Annotated in this window: 15 protein-coding genes and 1 pseudogene; 12 read left to right on the forward strand and 4 right to left on the reverse strand. The window is 35.8% G+C overall.

Annotated elements, in window-relative coordinates; translation table 11 throughout:
- Positions 1-14: 14 nt before the first annotated feature.
- Positions 15-1,541, forward strand: coding sequence for a bifunctional UDP-sugar hydrolase/5'-nucleotidase (locus tag A5819_RS08790; RefSeq protein ID WP_086278440.1), 1,527 nt, complete (start codon positions 15-17; stop codon positions 1,539-1,541).
- A 106-nt stretch (positions 1,542-1,647) separates the two neighbouring features.
- Here A5819_RS08790 and A5819_RS08795 read toward each other — a convergent pair whose 3' ends face one another.
- The gene (locus A5819_RS08795; protein ID WP_086278441.1) at positions 1,648-2,172 is read right to left on the reverse strand and encodes a LysM peptidoglycan-binding domain-containing protein; all 525 of its coding nucleotides are present in this window, start codon (positions 2,170-2,172) and stop codon (positions 1,648-1,650) included.
- A 764-nt stretch (positions 2,173-2,936) separates the two neighbouring features.
- Here A5819_RS08795 and A5819_RS08800 point away from each other — a divergent pair.
- The 3 genes from A5819_RS08800 to A5819_RS08810 all read left to right on the forward strand — a co-directional run bounded on the left by A5819_RS08800 (position 2,937) and on the right by A5819_RS08810 (position 7,470).
- Positions 2,937-4,373, forward strand: coding sequence for a glycoside hydrolase family 1 protein (locus A5819_RS08800; protein ID WP_086278442.1), 1,437 nt, complete (start codon positions 2,937-2,939; stop codon positions 4,371-4,373).
- Between the two features lie 239 nt (positions 4,374-4,612).
- Positions 4,613-5,944, forward strand: coding sequence for an NAD(P)/FAD-dependent oxidoreductase (locus A5819_RS08805; RefSeq protein ID WP_086278443.1), 1,332 nt, complete (start codon positions 4,613-4,615; stop codon positions 5,942-5,944).
- Between the two features lie 263 nt (positions 5,945-6,207).
- Positions 6,208-7,470, forward strand: a complete 1,263-nt coding sequence (locus tag A5819_RS08810; RefSeq protein ID WP_086278444.1) for an MFS transporter — start codon at positions 6,208-6,210, stop codon at positions 7,468-7,470.
- Between the two features lie 200 nt (positions 7,471-7,670).
- Here the strand turns inward: A5819_RS08810 and A5819_RS08815 are convergent, their stop codons facing one another.
- The 3 genes and pseudogenes from A5819_RS08815 to A5819_RS08825 all read right to left on the reverse strand — a co-directional run bounded on the left by A5819_RS08815 (position 7,671) and on the right by A5819_RS08825 (position 11,428).
- Positions 7,671-8,816, reverse strand: coding sequence for an ArgE/DapE family deacylase (locus A5819_RS08815; protein ID WP_086278445.1), 1,146 nt, complete (start codon positions 8,814-8,816; stop codon positions 7,671-7,673).
- A 15-nt stretch (positions 8,817-8,831) separates the two neighbouring features.
- Positions 8,832-10,229: pseudogene (locus A5819_RS08820) on the reverse strand (MFS transporter).
- A 2-nt stretch (positions 10,230-10,231) separates the two neighbouring features.
- A complete protein-coding gene (locus A5819_RS08825; RefSeq protein WP_086278446.1) occupies positions 10,232-11,428 on the reverse strand; it encodes a M20 family metallopeptidase in 1,197 nt (398 codons plus the stop codon).
- A gap of 188 nt (positions 11,429-11,616) precedes the next feature.
- On the opposite strand from A5819_RS08825, the gene A5819_RS08830 reads away from it, so the two are divergent.
- The 8 genes from A5819_RS08830 (at position 11,617) to A5819_RS08865 (ending at position 22,647) form a co-directional block, all read left to right on the forward strand.
- Positions 11,617-13,956, forward strand: coding sequence for a helix-turn-helix domain-containing protein (locus tag A5819_RS08830; RefSeq protein ID WP_086278447.1), 2,340 nt, complete (start codon positions 11,617-11,619; stop codon positions 13,954-13,956).
- Between the two features lie 80 nt (positions 13,957-14,036).
- Positions 14,037-14,516 carry a glutathione peroxidase gene (locus tag A5819_RS08835; protein ID WP_086278448.1) on the forward strand — a complete coding sequence of 160 codons (480 nt, stop codon included), beginning with the start codon at positions 14,037-14,039 and terminating at the stop codon, positions 14,514-14,516.
- Between the two features lie 555 nt (positions 14,517-15,071).
- A complete protein-coding gene (locus tag A5819_RS19770) occupies positions 15,072-16,235 on the forward strand; it encodes an immunoglobulin-like domain-containing protein (protein WP_086278449.1) in 1,164 nt (387 codons plus the stop codon).
- A 226-nt stretch (positions 16,236-16,461) separates the two neighbouring features.
- Positions 16,462-16,917, forward strand: coding sequence for a helix-turn-helix domain-containing protein (locus A5819_RS08845; protein ID WP_086278450.1), 456 nt, complete (start codon positions 16,462-16,464; stop codon positions 16,915-16,917).
- A gap of 9 nt (positions 16,918-16,926) precedes the next feature.
- Positions 16,927-17,913 carry a hypothetical protein gene (locus A5819_RS08850; RefSeq protein WP_139843290.1) on the forward strand — a complete coding sequence of 329 codons (987 nt, stop codon included), beginning with the start codon at positions 16,927-16,929 and terminating at the stop codon, positions 17,911-17,913.
- A gap of 402 nt (positions 17,914-18,315) precedes the next feature.
- Positions 18,316-19,998, forward strand: a complete 1,683-nt coding sequence (kdpA, locus tag A5819_RS08855; RefSeq protein ID WP_086278452.1) for a potassium-transporting ATPase subunit KdpA — start codon at positions 18,316-18,318, stop codon at positions 19,996-19,998.
- A gap of 19 nt (positions 19,999-20,017) precedes the next feature.
- Positions 20,018-22,078, forward strand: coding sequence for a potassium-transporting ATPase subunit KdpB (gene kdpB, locus A5819_RS08860; protein WP_086278453.1), 2,061 nt, complete (start codon positions 20,018-20,020; stop codon positions 22,076-22,078).
- A 38-nt stretch (positions 22,079-22,116) separates the two neighbouring features.
- Positions 22,117-22,647 (forward strand): potassium-transporting ATPase subunit C, encoded by a 531-nt coding sequence (locus tag A5819_RS08865; protein ID WP_086278454.1) that lies wholly within the window; start codon positions 22,117-22,119, stop codon positions 22,645-22,647.
- Positions 22,648-22,718: the final 71 nt, after the last annotated feature.

Genomic DNA, 22,718 nt, shown 5'->3' on the forward strand with positions numbered 1-22,718 from the left:
CTTGGGGTGAGACAATGAAACAGCAATTGAAAATTTATTACACATCTGATGTCCATGGTTATTTATTTCCAACCAACTATGCTGATACACAAGAAAAAGAAATGGGTCTTTTAAAATGTATACCGAATTTTAAAAAAGATGAGAATACCCTGATTATTGATGGTGGAGATATGCTCCAAGGTTCAGCGTTGGCTTCTTATAGTCAGGCTCACCCTGAAGAAGGATTTCCCCAAGCAGAAGCATTAAATCATGCTGGCTATGATTTTGTCACTGTAGGAAACCATGATGTAAATTTTGGTACAAACTACTTATATCACTATTTAGAAGCATTAGATGCAACCTGTGTTTGTGAAAATATACTTGATGCTAAAAGTCAGACGAAAAAATTTCCGTGGACCATCAAAACCTTAACAAATGGATTGAAAGTCGGTATTGTCGGCGTAGTGACCGATTACATCAATGTTTGGGAAAAAGCTGAAAATATCAATGACATTACCGTCGCTGATCCATTTATAGCAGCTAAACAAGCTCTTATAGAAGTAAAACCACAGGTTGATTTTACGATTTGTATTTATCATGGTGGCTTTGAAAGAGATGTCAAATCGGGAAAACTATTATCAAAAACAAGCGAAAATGTTGGATATAGAATCTGTAAAGAACTTGATTTTGATTTACTATTAACAGGACACCAGCATTTATTGATTGAAGGGCAATTTTTACATGGGACTTACATTGTGCAGCCCTCTGCCAATGCGATGACCTACTTTCAGATCGATATTGAAAAGATCGAGGATAACATCGAAATTACCTCCGCTATCGGCAAGCCTAGCATTCAACCTGAAATAGATTTAGTGAAGCGGCTGCAACCTTTAGAAACAAAGGTACAAAATTGGTTAGATCAAGCAATTGGAAGCTTGAACCGTGACGCATTAGCCGAAGATAAATTAGCGATGGCTATGCATGGCAGTCCTGTTGTTGAATTGATCGGAGCCGTTCAATTAGCTGCCAGTCAAGCGCAAATCACGGTTGTTTCTTTAGCGAATACATCACCGGGCTTTCACAAAGAAGTAACTATGCGAGATGTAATCGCAACTTATCCATATACGAATCAGCTAATTACCTTAAAAATCACTGGTAAACAATTAAAAGAAGTTGTGGAAAAGAATACAGATTATTTTAGTGTTGATGAACAAAATAAGATGATTATTTCTCCTAGTTATTTGTATCCTAAAGTTGAACATTATCATTTTGACTTTTTTGTCGGCATTGAATACACAGTTGATCTTTGCCAAAAGCCAGGAAATCGCGTGAGTGCTTTACGCTATAAAGACCAAATGATCAAAGAGACGGATGAATTCACGATTGCGTTAAGCGATTATCGAGCGAGCGGTGGCGGTGGGTTTCCTACGTATCTTGAGTGTCCAGTAATCAATGAGGGAGCACAAGAAATCGTTGAATCCATTGTCAACTATATCCAGTCGCATGAGGAAATCGTAATCCCTAAAATGTTAGACTACAAAATAACATATTCTTGCAAGTAACTATTTACTTACTTTGGATGAAGAACAAAAATAGGCTGCAGTAAAACGGTTAGTTTTACTGCAGCCTATTTGTCATCAGATAAGATTATGTAGGGAAAGTAGTGGATTATTGCAACGATAAAACTTGACCAATATAAACGGTTGAATCAGTCAAATTATTTTTAAGCATTAAATCTTGCAGTGAGATCTTATTTTTCTCAGCAATCACAGAAAGTGTATCGCCGGACTGGACAACATAGCTAGTCGCTTGAGGTGTAGTCACGGGTTGTGTTGAGCGTTCAGTAACCTCTGATGATGGGGGCGTTTGAGCTGGTTGTGTAGAGCTTTCAACAATGGAACTGGATTCATCTGTACTACTTACATGAGTTGAACTTTCCCTTACAGGGACATTATGCTCTGTACTGTCAGTAGTTGCTTGATTCGGTGTTACCTGACCGTTATCAAGCTGACTAACTTGCTTTTCGATATTGCTTAATTGTTCTTCTTGCTTAGAGTTTGCTTGAACATTTAAGAACAGCAGAGTACCCAGGGCAAGAGTATTTATAAATAACAATAAAATAACAATCATGATAGTAGTTTTTGATGTTGATTCTGGACGTTGCTGTTTACGTCGCGAGTATTCTTCTTCCAAAATAGTTACACTCCTTTCCTAACAAATTAACAAGAGAAATACTGTAAAACAAAGCACTACTAGTATATCACATTGTTATAGCACTCTCAAAGGGGAAAATAAATAAGACTGAATAGTAGTTTTTTTGATTTCAAAAAATGTGAAATAAAAAAACAAACGAAGGTGAAAAAAATACTATTAATCATTAAAATGTTTATAAATGATATTTTTGTGATTAAATATTTTCATGTTTAGTATATTTATTTTGTTTTTTTATGTATGGAATTGGGTGTATTTTTTTTGGAAAATTGGTGGTTTTATGACTAAAAAGTCAATGAGGGATAAAATAAATTGATTCTCAAAGATTATTTTATCTGTTTTTAAGCCTTCCAAAAAAATGAATTTCATTTTTTTATTTGTCGAATATTTGCTGAATGTCGTTGGCTCTTAGAAATATACTGTTAATTCTTTGATAGTTAAAAAGTTCTGGCAGTATAAATAGCACATTAAAGTGTAGCTTCTGTGTATAAGGTCACCGTGTCCATTCTTTGTTAGTAACTAATTGTTTGATGGTTTTCATGAACAAGTTATGGTAAATAGTAGTGGAAATCCTCTTGCTAAGATTATAATAGAGAAGGATAATAAAAATGTGATGATTCTTACTAAAGGATTAGTCGGAGACATTACGTTTAGATCCACGAAAATAAACGTGTAATCGAAAATAAGCTTGAGTAAGAGGCACAGGTAATTTCGGTGAAAGCGTAATAAAACTGGAGGCAAGTAAGATGGAGCATAAACAACTGGATCAATTTCCAAAAGATTTTTTATGGGGATCGGCATCGGCGGCTTATCAAGTAGAAGGAGCTTGGCAAGCAGATGGCAAGGGTGTGTCAGTTTGGGATGAGTTTGTCCGAATTCCTGGGAAAACATTTAAAGGAACCAATGGTGATGTAGCAGTCGATCATTATCATCGGTATAAAGAAGATGTGGCTTTAATGAAGGAACAAGGGTTGAAAGCCTATCGTTTTTCAGTTGCTTGGACACGAATTTTTCCTAATGGTCGTGGAGAAATCAATCAAGCTGGCTTACAATTTTATATCGATTTAGTAGATGAATTGCTCAAAAACCAAATCGAACCTGTCTTGACGTTATATCATTGGGATTTGCCACAAGCACTTCAAGATGAATATCAAGGTTGGGAATCTAGAAAAATCGTTGAAGATTTTACTAATTATGCGACTGCTTTATTTGAAGCTTTTCGTGGAAAAGTAAAATATTGGGTTAGCTTAAATGAGCAAAATGTTTTTATCAGCCATGGCTATTTGATGGCATCCCATCCACCAGCAGTCAGTGATCCTAAGCGAATGTATCAAGCAAATCACAATGCCAATCTTGCCAATGCCTCTGTCATCAAGAAGTTTCATGAAATGGCTATGCCAGGTGGAATCGGTCCAAGTTTTGCTTATAGTCCAAACTATGCTCTAAATAGTGATCCCAAAAATGTAATGGCAGCTGAGGACTCAGAAGATTTAAATGCTCATTTTTGGATGGATGTCTATCTATTTGGCAACTATCCGATCGCAGCTTTAAAAATCCTGAAAGAGCAAGGCTTAGCACCTACAATCGAAGCAGGTGATGAAGAACTCTTAGCAGCTGGCAAACCTGATTTTCTGGGGATCAACTACTATCAAACCAATACAGTTGTCTTTAATCCGTTAGATGGTGTTGGCTTGGGTAAAATGAACACAACGGGTGAAAAAGGTTCGTCAGAAGAATCTGGTCTTCCTGGGGTCTTTAAACGGGTAGAAAATCCATTTGTAGAACGGACGAATTGGGACTGGGAAATCGATCCAGAAGGTCTACGGATCGGTCTAAGAAGAATTACAAGCCGTTATCGAATCCCTGTGTTGATTACAGAAAACGGTCTTGGCGAATACGATAAATTAACAGATGAAAAAGAAATTCATGACGATTATCGCATCGACTATCTAAAAGGCCATGTCCATGCAATCAGAGAAGCGATCTCAGACGGTGTAGAGGTTTTAGGGTACTGTACTTGGTCGTATACTGATTTATTAAGTTGGCTGAATGGTTATCAAAAACGCTATGGATTTGTCTATGTAGAACAAGATGAAAACCAAAATGGCAGCTTAAATCGTTATAAGAAAGATAGCTTCTATTGGTATCAAAAAGTCATTCAAGAAAATGGAAGCAATAGCTAAAATATAATTCTAAAAAGAATCATTTAATAAGGCTGTCTAAAACGCACTGAGTTTTAGACAGCCTTATATTGTTTTAAAAGAATATGAACACTATCACATGCTATAGGGGATTGAATCGATCATGAATTGCTGAGATTTTTTTGAACAAATTATCCCAAATAAACAGCACCTTTTACTTTTTATTCGTTTACTTGTAGACTTGTTTTAAAGATAGATACAAAATAAAGGAGGACTTTAAAGTGGATAGTTTCGACACAATCATCATTGGTAGCGGTCCTGGAGGAATGGCAGCAGCATATGACTTAGCTGCTGAAGGGAAAAAAGTAGCGGTAGTAGAAGCTGATCTTTGGGGCGGAACTTGCCCAAATCGCGGCTGTGATCCTAAAAAAGTTCTTTATGGTGCCGTTGAAGCGAAAGATAATCTAGCACAGTTGAAAGATCAGGGATTTGATACAATTCCCAAAATCAACTGGCCAGAGTTGATGGCATTTAAAGAAACCTTCACACAGGCAGTCCCTAGTGAACAAAAACAAGGATTGATCAGTGCGGGTATCCAAACGATTACAGGTAAAGCTACTTTTAAAGATTCTCACACAATCATAGTGGAGAATCAAGAATACCAGGCTAGCCAATTTATTCTAGCAACGGGGCAACGATCGGCTATTTTAGATATTCCCGGAAAAGAGCACTTTGGTACTAGTACTGAGTTTCTAAGTATGACAGAATTACCTGAAACAATCGTTTTTGTCGGTGGGGGCTATATTTCTCTTGAGCTTGCTAATATCGCAAACAGTAGTGGCAGTGAAGTTCATTTATTACACCATAATGAGCGACCGCTAAAGGGATTTGACCAAGGAATGACGAATGAGTTGATTGGAAATCTCAAAAAACGAGGCGTTCATTTCCATTTTAATGAGTCGGCGGCGTCTATTTCAAAACAAGGAGCACAGTATCGCGTAGCTTTAACGAGTCAAGGTTCACTGTTAGCAGATCGAGTTTTTTGTGCAACCGGTCGGATACCTAATGTAGAAGGGCTGAATTTAGAAGCAATTGGTGTGGCATTTAACCGCAAAGGCATTATCGTTAATGACCATCTGCAGACAACCATAGCGAATATTTATGCTTTAGGAGATTGTTTACAAAAAAATACGCCTAAATTAACACCGATAGCTAGCTTTGAAGGTAGCTATCTGGCAAAACTACTTAGTGGTAAACTCGAAACAGCAATCCACTATCCTGTCATACCAACCATTATTTTTAGTTCTCCTAAGCTAGCCCAAGTTGGCCTGGCAGATGAGGCAATGTTAGCGGATGATCGATACAAGCAACAGACTATTGACTTATCCCAATGGTTTACCTATAAACATCTTAATGAGCCCTTAGTCAAAGCCAAAATTATTACGGATAAAGTAACAGGTCTATTGGTTGGAGCGACTGTTTTAGGTAATGAGGCCGATCAGTTGATCAATTTATTTACGATGATGATCAATCAACACTTAACTGCAAGCAAAGTGAACGAAATGATCATGCTTTATCCAACTGTTTCAAGTGATTTGAGTTACTTCTATTAATTTTAAACTGTAAATGATCGTATAGTGATTGTTTACAGTTTTTTTATTTTGGGTAAATTAACTGTTGACTTGATACAAGGTCTAAGTAATAATAGGATAATTATGTTGACTAGAGCAATTAATTCTTTGTATCTAACTAAATCAATAAATTTTATTTATTAATTACATGAAAATAAAGCATTAGATATTATAGAGATTTCTTTTTAAACTATATATAGTGAAAAAGTGAGCAAGCTTCAATTTAAACAGCTAGGAGAATGGTAATGGAAACAACAAAAAGAAATTATACCCCTTTGATCGGTTCTTTATATACAAATTTTATTTTTCAAGGGATGGCAGCGATTATTTTATCGCAAAACCTTAATGCTTTGATGGAAAGTTGGCAGGCAACAGTTCAGCAAGTGACATTAGTTATCAGTGGTATCGGGTTGGGTCGTGTCCTGATTTTGTATTTTGCTGGCTATTTTTCAGATAAGTTTGGACGGAAGAAGACAGTTCAGTTAGGGATCATCAGTTATTTGATTTTCTTTATTGGGATATTAATTAGTCAGAACTATTTACAAGGACTTTTCTTTGCTGTCTTTGCTGGATTTAGCAATGCATTTTTAGATACGAGTACCTATCCAACTTTGATGGAAGCTTATCCAAATGAAAAAGATAATAGCTCTCTTAGTGTCTTGAATAAAGCCTTTATTTCTTTAGGGCAATTTATTTTACCGTTGTTAACCAGATTTATGTTGAATCACGGGATTTATTACGGGCTGGTTTTTATCGGATGTGCGTTGGGATTATTTCTTAATTTGCTATATATTTCTAGGCTTGGCTTTCCAGAAAGAGTAGAGGTGCAGGCGGAGCCGTTACAAATAGTGAATGAAAACGAAACAAGTGCTAAAAGTAAGCAACCGTTATTTAAAGTGGAAGGATTTGCATTACTGGTATTTAGTTTTACTTGTGTTTCAACGTTTAATATTTTTATTTTGTGGGTACCTACTTTTGCGGAATCATTAAATCTGATGAATCATTCAAACAGTTTAGTTTTGGTCAGTGCGTATAGTATCGGTTCTTTTGCATCTGTATTTTTAACGTCATTGATTGTAAAACGTGGTGTTGCTCCGACGTTATTGCTAGTATGGTGTACATTGATATCGTTGTTTTTATTGATTGGTATGACACTGTTTCCAAGTGTGCCAATGTTTTTAGTCGGTTCGATCGGGATTGGTGTTTTTGCGGCAGGCGGAATCTGGCAATTAGGGCTAGCGGTGTTGTTGGAGTTGTTTTCAAAAGGAAAAGGGCGGATCACTAGTTATTACTCAATTGCTACCTCAATTTCTGTGATGATCATTCCTTATATCACTGGTCTGCTAGAAAAAATAAATGTATCGATGATTTTTGGATTGAATATCGTATTGACTGCAATCGGTGTTATGGCGGCCGTGATCATTCGTTATCGTTATAAAAAAGTTACCAGTGATTGGCAAGAGGTAACGGAAGAAATAGTGGAATTAAAAGAGCTTTTAGATCAATAAATAGTTTAATAAAAATATACAAAGATGTGAAAGGAAGATCGACCATAATCTCACAGATTTCAAGCTCGTGTTTAGAAAAGTAGAGACAAAGTGTTGGAAAAGAGTTCTTAGTATTCGTGGTGTAATAATTTCGCATCTTTATAACGTAAAGAGAGCGAGACAAAACTAACGTTCAGTTTTGTCTCGCTCTCTTTTGTGTTTTAGTTTAAAAATGTTTTTGCAATGTTTTCGTTGATCGTAATCATTTGATAAAAGTCATTGATCGCAACAAATTCATTGGGCTGATGAGCGTATTTTGTTTCACCAGGTCCAAGAATTAAAATAGGAAATGCTTTTTTGACACGACCAAACTGTGAACCATCAGTATAGCCTGTCATACCAAAGGTGTTTGCTGTTTTCTCTGTGACCTCTGAAACGACTTTTTGAGTTAATACAGTGAACGGATCATCAAGTTCGGTTTTCATAGAAGGTAAGTCATTAATGAATTCAATCTCGGCTTTAAAATTAGGAACAGTTGCTGTTAATTTATCAAGCATCACTTTAAATTGTTGTTTTAATTCAGTGTGATCTTGTGCTTTGATCGTACGGATATCGATTTCTACAGTACATTTGTCGGGTACAACATTGGTTCCATTGCCGCCATTGATAATATCAAGACTAGATGTTGAGGCACCGACTAGTTCGTCTACTGACTGAGAAAAATCGAAGGTTTCTTTAAAAGCATTTAAAACGAGAAGCATATGTTCAATCGCATTTACGCCTTGATCTGGCATTGAACCATGGGCAGTTTTTCCATAGGTTGTAATTCGAGGCCATAAAGCGCCTTTGTGTGCTACACCGATTTCTACGTTTGTCGGTTCACCAATCACTAATGCGTCAAGGTCATCTGCGTACCCTTGATCAACTAATTGACCGGAACCGATGGCACTTGTTTCTTCTCCGACGGTTGCTAAAAGTTTTATTGTACCTTTAAAATTTGAGCCAGCTTCTTTTAAACGAATCATGGCAACAACGGCTGCAATCAGACCTGATTTCATATCACAGGTTCCACGACCGTACAGTAAGCCATCTTTTTCAAATGCGCTAAAAGGATCTTCATCCCAAGGAATTTCACCGACAGGAACGACATCCATATGGCCAGAAAATCCTAGAACTGGACCTGCTTCATTGCCTTTTAAAGTGGCAACTAATTGATTGCGTCCAGCGCTGTACTCTACTTGTTCACAAGGAATATCGTGTTTTTCAAAAAGAGTTTGTAATTTATCCGCAACTAATTTTTCGTCTCCTAAAATACTTTTGATTTGTACGACTTCTTTTAATAATTGTAATGCTTCTTGATTATTCATGGTTGATTTCTCTCCTTATACTTGTTTTTCCTTTGGAATGATAAATAGGATGGAACCTAAAGCTAAAACACAGAAAAGAATATTTGTCAGTAAGCCAAATGTAGCACCTTGTGTGTAATTCCCACCAGCACTAAAGCCGTTATAAACTGCTGCAGAAATAGCTACTCCTAAGGCACCGCCAAGTGAACTGGCCATTTTATAAATACCGGAAGCAACACCTGCTTTTTCATTTGGGACACTGGAAATCGCTGTATCTGTAGAGGGGGTAGCGTACATTCCTAGACCCATTCCAAATAGGCTGTAACCGATGAAAACTAAAATAAAATAGGCAGTTCCAGTAACCATTGTTAAAGCCATCAAGCCAACACCAGTACCAGAAAGAATGGTTCCCCACAACATTGGTTTTTTTGCACCAATTGTTTGTAATAACTTTTCGCCGATCCGAATCGTGATCAACACTAGACAGAGGTAACCAATCGATAACATCCCCGTTTTAGCAGAAGAAAGACCGCGTCCTTATTGAACATAGGTATTGATTACGATCAATGTACCAGCGACTGCATTCAACAAGAAATTAGAAATAGTTGCACCAAGATAGCCACGATTTTCAAATAGAGAAAATTCAACAAAACTATTATCGATTGTTTGTTCTACTTTATAAAAGGCAATCAACCCTATAATGACGATTACGGCTAAAATAAGCACAATTGGACTTGTCCAACCTAACTCAGAACCTTTAGAAACGACAACATTTAAAGCGACCATTGAAACGATAAATAGTAGCAAACCAATTGAGTCAAATTTACTATTACTATCACTAACGACTTTGCTTTCAGGAGTGCCAAAAATCAATAACGCACTACAAATTGAAACGATAATTGAAAAAATAAAAACGTAGCGCCAACCTAATGAACTTGCAATGGCTCCGCCAAAAAATGAACATAAACCTGAACCACCCCAAGAACCGATTGACCAATAACTTAAAGCGCGTTGACGATCTTTGCCTTCATAATAGGTTTTAACTAAGGCCATTGTTGCTGGCATGATACAAGCAGCGGATAGCCCTTGCAAAATTCGGCCACCGATAAATAAAACAGGTCCATGTGCGATAACTAATGCTGCAGAACCGATAACACTTAAAATAAGTCCAATATAGGTCAATTTCATTCTGCCTAATTTATCTGCTAAACCGCCGGCTACGACGATAAAAATACCTGAGAATAAACCAGTCATGGAGATTCCGATGTTTAAAACACCAGAAGAAACCCCTAGGTCACTTTGTACGGCTGGCGCCATATTTAGTAAAGATTGGGCAAATAGCCAATAGGTCAATACGCTTAATACGATTCCAATCAGTAATTTATTTGTCCCTTTGTATGTTGCAGTATCTGCTGTATGTGTTGCTGCTTTCATGATTAAACTCCTTCAGATAAATAATGTAAGACAGCTGCGCCCATTGATTTTGCAGCAATCAATAGACAGTCTTCATCTATATAAAATTTTGGATGGTGATGTGGATACATTGGTGTTCCTTCTTTGTGTGCGCCAACGAAAAAGAAACAACTTGGACGCTCTTTGGCATAATACGCAAAATCTTCAGAAGGAGTTTGTGGTCCACATTCAATAATTTGTTTGATCTCAGGGATTTGTGCGTCATTCAAAGCCTGTGCGACCATTTCAGTGGTCTTTTGATCATTGACGCAAACAGGATAATCATTGGCATAATCAAGTTCATAGCTGATACCAAAGGTTCGGCAGATTCCATCTAAAATTTGGTTGAATTCTTTTTCTACAATTGCCCGTGTTGTTTCTTTCATGATCCGTACGTCACCTTCAAGCGTAACAGAATCTTTGATCACATTTGCTGAACCTTTGCCGTCAAAAGATCCGATTGTAACGGTTGCAGTATCAAATGGATCGATTCTACGACTGACGATCGTTTGAACAGCTGTTACAAATTGAGAAGCTGCAACGATCGTATCATTGGCATCTTGAGGTGTTGAACCATGACCACCTTTTCCTTGCATGATGACTTTAAACGTTGCCCGACCAGTATGGACTGATCCTGGATGGTAAAGTACATCACCAAGTGGCATCAGACTCATAACGTGGATCCCTAACACATGATCGATACCATCTAAACAACCAGCTTCGATCATCCCTTTAGCTCCGCCAGGTGGTACTTCTTCGGCAGGTTGATGAATCACACGAATTGTTCCGGTTAACTGTTCTTTCAATTCAATCAAGGAATCAGCTAAAATCATCATGTAAGCCGTGTGCCCATCGTGTCCACAAGCATGCATCACACCAGCTGTTTTGGATGAAAATGGCAGACCTGTATCTTCTTGGATCGGTAAAGCATCGAAATCTGCTCGGATTGCCAAGCTTGGACCTTCTTTTCCGCCTTGAATATCAACTAAAATTCCATGACCGCCGCCAATATTCGTTTGAACAGTGCAATCCTTTCCTGCATAAAAATCAGCAATATATTGTGCTGTTTTAGTTTCATGAAACGATAACTCTGGATTCTCATGAAAATGGCGACGGATTGCAATCATATCCGCTTCTTTTTGTTGAAGCTTTGTAAATAGTTGTTTCTGTAGATCGTTCATTTAAACTGCTCCTTTCAAATACAATACATATTCTATGCTTAATTAAAAACTTCACAATGCTAGAAATTTCCTAATTTCAGAGATTTCTTTTAAAAAATTAATATGGGAAAAAAATGACATTATCAACGAACGTTATTTTCTTATTTGGATGGTATAATAGGAAAGAGATAGAAAGTAGAGGATTAAAAATGATTGTAAATGAAAATTATCAGATCAATTATCAACAATTAGATAAGGAGAAGCATGTTTTTTGTAAAGAAACAACCATTTTAGTTGTGTTAAAAGGATCGATGCTCATAACTATAGATGAAACAACAACTCAAATAGAAGCTGGTGAGTTGTTTTTAGTTAATACTGGTGATCAGTTCGTTTTAGCAGCTACTGTAGTTGATTCTTGTTCATATTTAGAATTAGGTATGAACAATCTTTTTTTCGCAACTCAATTTCCAGCATTTTTTTATACGCACTTTGAATGTCAGCCAAAACAAAAAGAGCACGGCAAAATGTATGCTATCGCTTCATTAAGAAGACAAGTTGCTGAATTATGCTTGGTTGAGCTTAGTGATGATCCATCGAAACGGTTGAAAATAACTTTATATTTAACGCAAATTATTTTGTCACTTGTTCATAATTTTCAAAAAGAAGAAATCTTGGACTATCATCCTTCCGACAATCAAAAACTTAGAGAAATTCTGGAATATATTGAAGAACATTATAAAAATGGTATTTTATTATCTGATGTGGCAGATCATTTCTTTATGTCAGAGTCCGCTCTATCTAAGTTTTTTAAAAAGGAAACTGGGGAATATTTTTCTCATTATGTGCGGACGATTTGTGTGAAGCATAGCTTATCTGAATTACTTTATACGAAAAAAAGTATTGAGCAAATCGCGTTGGATAATGGATTTAGCAATAGTAAAACGTACCGTGAACATTTCAAAAAAATGTTTAATGATTCACCTACGAATTACCGTTCAGCCCATTTACCAGAATCTCTTGCTCCGAAAAAAAACAATCAGAAAATCCAAACACCTGAACTTCAGGTGAAGGAAATTTTGATTCCATTATATAGCTATATCCAAACAGCAACAGATGATCTAAGACCGTCAGAATTATCCTTAAAAACGAAGCAATTGCATATCACAACAGAAAAGCAAGCAACCAACTATCAGAAAAAAGAAATCATTATTCACATTGGGTCATGGGAAGCTTTGGCGTCAAAAAAAATTCAAACAGAAATTTTAGAGTTGAAAAAGCAAATGGACATCAAGTACATCAGTATTCAGCGTTTATTTAAACAAATTCCTTTATCTGTTCAGGTTCATCAAGAAGCTTCTATGAACTCTTTTCCTGCATTTGAAAATTGGGATTATATTTTGACCTTTTTAGAAGAAGCAAACATCGCTATTTTTTATCAATTGTCCCTTGTAGAATTCAAAAAACTTAGTATGGGAGTCAAAGCACTTTATCCTAAGTTTTTCCAGTATATCCAAAATAATTTTGGCATAAGATCAACTGGGCAATGGAAAATCAATTGTCTGTTTAAAGGAGAAAATCTTGTAGAATACTATCCAGAATTCTTAGAAATAAAACAAATGATGGCAACTATTTCACCAAAAATCGAAATTGGGGCAGAGATTCCTTTACCTGATCCGTTCTTTGAGAAAAGAGATCAGAAGCAGACAGAATTTTTTTGCAAAACAATAGCGGCAGCTTGCGATTTTCTCTCATTTTCGGCGGAACCAAATTACGTGTTTCAAAATTTAGATAGCACTTTTCCTGATTTGAAAAACTATCATCAATATGTATTGAATAAAACTATGCATATCAAGCATATTCTAAAAGAATACGAAATCAAGTTACCGCTATACCTTACTGAATGGAACACGTTAACTGGGATGACTAGAAATAGTAATGGGACATTTTTTAGAGGTGCGATTATTTTAAAAGATCTTTTAATCTTGGACACGTTGGTAGAAGGGTTCGGATTTTGGTTGAATATTGAATTATATGAACAAGAAACACAAGAGCGGCCATTAAAAAATGATGGTTTGGAATTGTTTCACTATTATAGTGGCAAACGCCCAGCTTATTTTTGTTTATGGTTAGCAAGGAGAATGCGGGGAGGGGTTTTAGCTCAAGGGGAAGAATATATATTGACCTATGAAGAGGGGCAATATCAACTGCTGCTATTTAATAGGAATTATTTTGATCCTCATTTATCTTCGGAAGAAGCCTTTCTTAAAAGTCAGGCAGTGACGTTTGAAATTGAATTAGCCGCCATAAAATCAGCAAATTATCAGGTCAAGCAAATTGATTTTAATCGACACAATGGTGCATTGTTTTACACTTACGAAGAGTTTAGTAATGCCGGGACACTTGATTTAGAAGCGCAAGAATATATTGTGGATAATACTCGTCCTAAGATCAAAGTTTTTGATACTCAAATCGATAATAGCTTCAATTATTATGTGACGCTTGATACGAATGGTATCGTGTTACTGGAATTAAAACCGATTTTTGACTGAATGAAAGCTCGTTTCCTTGACGTAAAAACTTCTACTAGCTAGTATTTAATAAAACAAGCAACAGGAGAGGAAGAAATAAAATGAGTATTTATGACTACCAAGTAAAAACAACTAATGGTGAAACTGCATCATTAGAGAATTATCGGGGAAAAGTACTTTTGATCGTAAATACAGCGACTGGCTGCGGTTTTACACCTCAATATGAAGGCTTAGAGGCTTTGTATAAAAAGTATCGTGAACAAGGGTTGGAAATTTTAGACTTTCCTTGTAATCAATTTGGTCATCAAGCACCTGGAACGAACCAAGAAATCAGTGACTTTTGTCAATTGACGTATCAAACAACTTTTCAAACGTTTGGAAAAATCGATGTCAACGGAGAAAATGCTGATCCGTTATATGATTTTTTGAAGGGGGAAAAAGGTGGGATTTTAGGTGGCGCGATCAAGTGGAACTTTACCAAATTCTTAGTAGATCGTGAAGGCAACGTTGTGAAACGTTTTGCACCGACTGTTGAACCAGAAAAAATCGCTAGAGATATTGAAAAATTACTTACTGATTAATTATTAACATATAAAAAAACTTGTAATATACTATTTAAAAGGCTAAGGTTAGAACGTAAAGAAAAAATATTTGTAAAGGAAAAATTATGGGAAAAAGAATGATACTTAAATTATCAATTAATAGTTTTTGTTTATTATTGCTTGCTTTTTTAATTTGGAAAAAAAGTTCCTTTTTACTATTGTCCATCTTCTTAACGAGTATAATCATAACAAACAGTGTATTTATTTTAAAGTCATTATTTTCCAAAAAAGCTTAATTAAAGATTGTATACTAAATAAAGAACTTCAATAGTTAGGTGTCGTCTAACTGTTGAAGTTCTTTTGTCTATTAAATCAATTAGGTTAAGTTTATCTAAAGAATGTTTGATTAAAAATCGAATGTTAAGTAGACCAATTTCAGATAATTTAAAAATTTAAAAAAATTGAAATTTGTTGATACATCAACTATAAAGTGTTTTTTTGTTCGGTAATCAAAACAAATGAATAGGATATCAAGACAATAAGTATTATTATGAGTCTCAAGTTCAAAAAAAAAGAAATTGAGAGGTTGATAATATGAAAAAGAATTTTTTAAAAGGGTCTATTTTGGTGTATACCATTCTTGTTTTAGTAGCGACACTAGTTTTATTTATTTTATCGGATCAAGCAGAAAATTTTGCTGACACTAAAAAAAGTGAAGTGCTTGAAGTTAAAAGAACAGAGCTACCTTCTGGCACGCGATATAAAACGATTGAGTATGGCGAAAAAATTTCAGTGGAAGAAATATTTGATATCACATCAAAAGAAATTGAAGGGTTAGAAATTGAAACCACAAATTTTGATCTCACAAAAATTGGGACAACCAATATAAATGTTAGATTCAAAAAAGAAACTGATACGACTCAAGGGATTATTCGTTTAACAATTGTAGATACTGTGGCTCCTACCATTACGTTAAAGGATTCAACTATATATAAAGATCAAGAATTTGATCCTTTGGCTGATGTTAGTGTCAAAGATAATGTAGATGGTGATCTCAATAGTAAAGTGAACGTTTCTGGAATAGTGGATTCTTCGAAAGAAGGGCTATACCGATTAGACTATACAGTTTCAGATTCTAATAACAATCAAACGACGAAAACAAGAGAAATTACAGTTATCGCTGACCAAAACAGCCATACGGCTATCTCTTCTCAACCGTTTATATCAGAAGAACCAAAGAAAGAAGAGTCAAAAAGTATTGAATCGAGCGAACCGACAAGTAATTTTGAGCAATCCTCTCAAGTGAATGAAACGGTTCCTAAAGAACCAGTTGCTTCTGATAATCAACCCAATGTATTAATTATCAACGGTGTGACAATTCCTTATCAAAATGGCGGGCAGGGATCAGGGCAAGCAATAATTGATAATAATTCTAATGGTAGTGCATCAACATGGGGAGGAATGCCTATACAATCGGGTGATGATGGGGCAAACACACATTTTATAGGTCATAATCCTGGCGTCTTTTCTGTTTTGTTTAGTGTAAGGATAGGTCAGTCAATTACTGTAAGTGATAGCAGTGGGAAGATGACGAATTATACGATAAACAATATTTTGCATTTAGATGATTTTGGACAAGAACTAGCTACAGGTGTTGATTATTGGGATCAAACAGTTGGAACAACTGGAGGTGAAAGAATAACCTTGCAAACCTGTATTTCAGATACTGAAAATCTGATGGTTTTTGCATCAAAATAGTTTTGAATGAGACCGAAAAAAAAACGGGAAATGTCTATTTTCAAAAATTTTTTTCTTGCTGACTAAATAGATTAAGAGCGCAAAATAAAACGGATCTTTCGTTTTGTTCTGCTCTCAATTTTATCTATATATCATGCAAAATAGTATGTTTTTTTATTTTATTGGTTTATTATATAAGTGAACTCGTGAGTTTGGGTTTCTTCAATTTTTAGGAGGAGGAATTAAAATGGAACGTTTGATCCAAAATACGATGATCCGGCGAGTCAGATTATTAGATATTTTGATTCATTCAAATCAATGGACACCAATGAAAGAGTTGACCAAGCAGATGAAATGTTCGCAACAAACTTTATTATCAGATTGTAGCTATTTTGAAAACGAATGGCCAGATTATGTTATTATGGAAATCTCGAAAAAACGTGGTATTCGTGTGTTTATGAATAAAAATCACGCAGTTAGTGAATTGTATAAAAAAATGATGAAAAATTCTAGTGATTTAGCATTGCTTGAATCGTTCTTTTTTTATCCAAATAAAGATACATCATTTCATACAAAGCGTTTGTATATTAGTGAATCAAGTTTATATAGAAGCTATAGAAGGTTAAAACTTGTTTTAAAAGATCGCAATATTGAGATTACTCATAATCTAGATACATATGCTTTGTCAGGGGATAATGAATAACAAATCCGTTTGTTTCTAATGCTTTATTTTTGTGAAGCATATGAAGAATATGAATGGCCTTTTCTTATTGATAAAAACTATATTTATGAACTTGTCAACAGCGCAATAAAAATTTTTCCGTTTAAGATTACACTTAACTCAATGAAATTTTTGATGTATTCAATAGCTATTTCAATTATTCGCGAAGAACAAGGCTTTGCCTCTTCAATTGAGTATGAATTTAGTAAACATAGGCATACCAATAAAGATATTTTTGAAAAAATAGAAAAAACTTTGAGCTTGAGGTATCCAAAAATTAATTGTCAGAATTTTTGTCAATCTATATTTTGGTGGGAGTCTATTTGGGTAGATCTTGAAGAAAAAAATGTAGTTAAACAATGGAGTGATAAATATATAGAGCATCTTTGTTCTTTGTTAGACATAACTATTGCTGAAAAAAACAAAATTGAGCTTAGCCATTGGATACAATTTATTTATGCCAGACATAGGGTTTATCCTTTTCAAGAGTACATTATACATAATCGTTTTGCTCAATCTAGTGTGTCAATCAAAAGAAATTATCCTATCTATGCCCAGGCGGTTGAGGATACAGTAAGTTTACTTGAAAAACAAACGAAATTTCCTTGGTGTTCTGACTATTATGAAGAGTTAGTACATGAGACCTTTTTTCAATGGAATAAGCTTTATGAGCAGTTAGATAAAAAGCATTCTAAATTAGTGGTGTTTGTGTACAGTGATTTAGGAGCAGAACATGAAGTGTTTTTAGCATATTTGATGAAAAATAAGTTTCCTAAAATAGTAGATGTCTATTGTGGAAGAGAAGGATTTCTTTCAAAAGAAGTCGGGGATGAACTAAACTGTGATTTGTGTATTTCTAATTATACACTTGAAGATAGTGATTCCCAAAATTTTATTGTAGTAGAAGATATACCTTCAACGAAAAATTGGATTGATATCTCTTATTTTATGAATTTAAAAATTCATAAAGCTTTATAATGCTGATTAATTGCAAAGTACTTAAAAATGATAAAAAATAATGTTCAAATTTGGATTATGAAGGATTAGGCATAAGGAGCTAAATCGGAGTACCAAGTTCTTAAACTTCCATCGTTTTCACCTTTTATTTGGATACTAGTAGGCTGAGATATAACTCTTTGAGCTATATTTCAGCCTACTTTCTATGTTAAAGATTTTCTCCGTTCTATAATCATAAATACTATTTTCAATATAAAGATAGTATAAAGAACCACCCTCAACTTTAACACTATCTTTATATAAAATTTGATATTCTTATGTTATCAAATGAAGGAGAGGAATATTCATGACGATTATTTCTGGGATTATCGCAGGATTACTGCTTATTTATTTATTTTACCAACTATTTTGGGGGGATCAACAGTGAGTGCAATTTTTATCCAACAAGCAATCTTTTTTATCGTTTTGATAGGGTTAGCTATTCCGTTAGGTTTTTATATTCATAAAGTAATGACGAATCAAAAAACGTTTCTGACCAAAATCATTGGTCCACTTGAAACAAAAATCTATTCGTTTTTAGGAACGACGGCTCAAAAAGAAATGACCGCTAAACAATATAGTTTGAGTATTTTATTCTTTAGTTTATTTTCATTGATGTTCTTAATGGCGATGCTTTTAGGACAAGGCTTTCTACCGTTGAATCCAGAACAACTACCTGGAACCAGTCTTTCATTGGCGTTTAACACGGCGGCAAGTTTTATTACAAATACAAACTGGCAAGCTTATGCTGGGGAAGATACTTTATCACCCTTTACTCAAGCATTTGGTTTAACTGTTCAAAACTTTATTTCAGCAGGTGTTGGAATTGTAGTCTTATTTGTTTTACTTCGTGGCTTTACAAGTCGAACAACAAAACATATTGGGAATTTTTGGCAAGATTTAACAAAAATTATTTTGTATGTGTTAATCCCGCTTTCTTTTGTGATTTCTCTGATCTTGATTTCTCAAGGCGTGGTTCAAACGTTTGCAGGTTCTGTTGAAACTACGAGTTTAGAACTGGGGGAAAAAATCTTTTTACCTTTAGGAACGGTTGCCAGTCAAGTGGCGATCAAACAATTAGGGACAAACGGCGGTGGCTATTTTGGTGCCAACTCAGCTCACCCTTTTGAAAATCCTAACTTAGTCAGTAACTTTATCGAAAACATTGCTATTCTTTTGATCCCAGCAGCTTTGATCGTAGCGTTTGGACTATTTGTGAAGGACTGGAAACAAGGTAGAACGATCATGATTGTTTCTTTAGGCTTTTTGATTGCTGCTTTGATTGGTGTGACCTTGAGCGAATACTACGGACCGCAATTTGGGCACGTGATCGGTCAAATGAACATGGAAGGCAAAGAAACACGTTTTGGTATTGGCTGGTCTAGTCTTTGGGCTGTTAGTACGACAGCAGCTTCTAATGGATCGATCAATGCGATGTTGGATAGTTTTACGCCGCTGGGCGGTTTGATTCCAATGTTTTTAATGCAGTTGGGAGAAATCATCTTTGGTGGTGCTGGTAGTGGGCTTTATGGCATGATCGTATTCATCTTACTGGCGATCTTTATTGCTGGCTTATTAGTAGGAAGAACACCCGAATATTTAGGGAAGAAAATCGAGCCTTTTGATATGAAAATGGCGTGTTTAGTGATTTTAACGCCGTTATTACTGACATTGATCGGAACGATGTTGTTTATTTTGAATCCGCAAGCAATGTCTTGGCTGAACAATCAAGGACCGCATGGTTTTTCTGAAATTCTTTATGCATTTTCATCGCTAGCCAATAACAACGGCAGTGCGTTTGCAGGCTTGACGACAGATACGACATTCTTAAACATATTAGGTGGACTGATCATGATTCTTTCTCGTTTTATTCCGATGTTAGCAGTGATTTATCTAGCTTCCAATTTAGGGAAAAAGAAAATCGTTGCAACTGGATCAGGTACACTTTCAACGACAAATGCAACATTTGTCACCATGTTGATCATTGTGATCTTAGTGATTGGGGCTCTGAGCTTCTTGCCAGCTATGGCATTGGGACCGATTGCTGAACACTTTATGACAAAATAAGGTAAAGAAGGGGAAACAAGTGAAAAATACACAAAGCAAACGTCATGTTTATATCGATGCTTTTCGATCATCCTTTAAGAAACTTGCACCAACCATTCAATTAAAAAATCCAGTCATGTTGGTTGTTTATTTGGGCGCAATTTTGACTACGATTCTATACGTTTTAACCTTTGCAGGGTATACAGATGCAGAACCATTCTTTATTTTAGCCATCACCGTTATTTTGTGGCTGACGATTTTATTTGCTAACTTTGCTGAAGCGATTGCTGAAGGTCGGGGGAAAGCGCAAGCAGAGAGTTTAAAACAAGCCAAAAAAGAGGTTATTGCTCATAAAGCTGCTTCACTAGAAGATGCGGCATTAAAAAAATTTACTGAAATCCAGTCCTCAGAATTAAAAAAGGGAGACCTTGTTTATGTAGCGGTCAATGAACAAATTCCAATGGATGGAGACGTGGTCGATGGTGCAGCTTCGGTGGACGAAAGTGCCATCACAGGAGAATCTGCACCAGTAATTCGGGAATCTGGCGGCGATCGTAGTGCTGTTACAGGTGGTACAACGGTTGTTTCTGACTATTTAGTGATCAAAGTGACCGCTGAAAATGGAGAATCGTTCTTAGATAAAATGATTTCGATGGTGGAAGGGACGGAACGTAAAAAAACACCGAATGAAATTGGACTGCAAATTATTTTGATTATGTTGACGATTATTTTCTTAGTCGTTTCAGCAACGTTATTGCCTTTTACAAAATTCTCAAGTGAGCTTGTAGGCAATGGTTCAGCCCTAGCGTTAACGACGATTATTGCTTTACTAGTTTGTTTGGCACCAACAACGATCGGCGCATTGGTTTCATCGATCGGGATTGCTGGTATGAGTCGCTTAAATAAAGAAAATGTTATTGCTATGAGTGGACGTGCAATTGAAGCCGCTGGTGATGTGGATATTTTATTATTAGATAAAACTGGAACTATCACTTTAGGTAATCGCCGAGCTAGCGAATTTATTCCTGTAACAAGAATTAGCGAATATGACTTGGCTGATGCAGCCCAGCTATCCTCATTAGCAGATGAAACAGCTGAAGGACGCAGTATCGTTATTTTAGCGAAAGAAAAATTTGATATTCGTGGTCGGGAATTAAATCATGTTGACGTTGAGTTTATTGAATTTACAGCAAAAACTCGGATGAGCGGGATCGACTATCAAGGTGATGAAATTCGTAAAGGTGCTGCTGATACAATGAAACAATATGTTGAAGCTAAAGGAAATGTTTATCCAGAAGAATGTGATACGATCGTTCAGCGTGTAGCCAATGAAGGTGGAACCCCACTGGTTGTGGTTAAAAATAATCAAGTATTTGGTGTGATCTACTTAAAAGATATCGTAAAAAATGGGGTCAAAGAAAAGTTTGAAGATATGCGTAAAATGGGCATTAAAACAATCATGATCACAGGGGATAATCCCATGACGGCCGCGGCTATTGCAGCTGAAGCAGGTGTCGATGATTTCTTGGCAGAAGCAACACCAGAAAATAAAATGAGCTTGATTCGTGATTATCAGGAAAAAGGCCATTTGGTTGCTATGACGGGTGATGGGACCAATGATGCTCCAGCATTAGCTCAAGCAGATGTTGCAGTAGCGATGAATACAGGAACACAAGCAGCCAAAGAAGCGGGGAATATGATCGATCTAGATTCCAGCCCAACGAAATTAATCAGTATCGTCAAAATTGGCAAACAATTACTGATGACGCGTGGTGCTTTGACGACATTTAGTATTGCGAATGATATTGCAAAATATTTTGCGATCATTCCAGTTTTATTCTTTAGTATCTATCCATCATTGGATGCTTTAAATATTATGAAACTAACTAGTCCAACAACCGCCATTTTATCCGCCATCATCTACAATGCTTTCATTATCGTAGCGTTGATTCCATTAGCCTTAAAAGGGGTATCTTATAAAGAAAAACCAGCTAGCAAAATTTTAAGTCACAACTTACTTGTCTATGGATTAGGCGGTGTCATCGCTCCATTTATCGCTATCAAGTTGATCGATATCATTTTGACTTTGATTTTGAATTAAAGCATTAACCTTTCAATAAAAGATAGGAGAAAAGACACATGAAAAAAATAATGATTGCTTCACTAAAAAGTTTACTACTGTTTACCATTATCTGTGGTGTAATCTATACAGCGGCTGTTACGGCGGTTGGTCAAGTGCTGTTTCCAACACAGGCAAATGGTAGTCTAGTCAAAGAACAAAAGGACGATAAAATGGTTATCAAGGGCTCAAAATTAATTGGACAACCCTTTAAAGAAGCAAAATATCTACATGGACGTTCAGAACCAGCTAGCCAATTATCACCAGTTTCAAAGGAACAACAATCTCGAGTTGAAGAGCGTGTGCAAAAGGCTGATACAACAGAAGTTCCGATTGATTTAGTCACAGCTTCCGCAAGTGGTGTGGATCCTGAAATCTCAATTGAAGCGGCAATGACTCAAGTTGAGCGGATTGCTGCTGCCAGAAATATGAAAAATACCCAAGTCCGTGTTATAATCAAACAAAATATCACTGGACTTAAAATCGGACCGGTCGATTCGCAACGTGTGAATGTATTAGGTGTCAATCAATTATTAGACGAGTCTGAATAAATGATTGATATAGAAAGAATTCCAATTTATTTTTGGAAGTTAACTATTTCTGTTTCAATCTAGGCATAAAG

It is taken from the genome of Enterococcus sp. 7E2_DIV0204 (assembly GCF_002140855.1).
Lineage (GTDB): Bacteria > Bacillota > Bacilli > Lactobacillales > Enterococcaceae > Enterococcus_L > Enterococcus_L lemimoniae.

What these genes read in the sequence shown, in the direction of transcription:
- A5819_RS08790 (WP_086278440.1), top strand. Translation starts at nt 15, where the DNA reads ATGAAACAGCAATTGAAAATTTATTACACATCTGATGTCCATGGTTAT.
- A5819_RS08800 (WP_086278442.1), top strand. Translation starts at nt 2,937, where the DNA reads ATGGAGCATAAACAACTGGATCAATTTCCAAAAGATTTTTTATGGGGA.
- A5819_RS08830 (WP_086278447.1), top strand. Translation starts at nt 11,617, where the DNA reads ATGATTGTAAATGAAAATTATCAGATCAATTATCAACAATTAGATAAG.
- A5819_RS08845 (WP_086278450.1), top strand. Translation starts at nt 16,462, where the DNA reads ATGGAACGTTTGATCCAAAATACGATGATCCGGCGAGTCAGATTATTA.
- A5819_RS19770 (WP_086278449.1), top strand. Translation starts at nt 15,072, where the DNA reads ATGAAAAAGAATTTTTTAAAAGGGTCTATTTTGGTGTATACCATTCTT.
- A5819_RS08865 (WP_086278454.1), top strand. Translation starts at nt 22,117, where the DNA reads ATGAAAAAAATAATGATTGCTTCACTAAAAAGTTTACTACTGTTTACC.
- A5819_RS08835 (WP_086278448.1), top strand. Translation starts at nt 14,037, where the DNA reads ATGAGTATTTATGACTACCAAGTAAAAACAACTAATGGTGAAACTGCA.
- A5819_RS08825 (WP_086278446.1), bottom strand. Translation starts at nt 11,428, where the DNA reads ATGAACGATCTACAGAAACAACTATTTACAAAGCTTCAACAAAAAGAA.
- A5819_RS08810 (WP_086278444.1), top strand. Translation starts at nt 6,208, where the DNA reads ATGGAAACAACAAAAAGAAATTATACCCCTTTGATCGGTTCTTTATAT.
- A5819_RS08815 (WP_086278445.1), bottom strand. Translation starts at nt 8,816, where the DNA reads ATGAATAATCAAGAAGCATTACAATTATTAAAAGAAGTCGTACAAATC.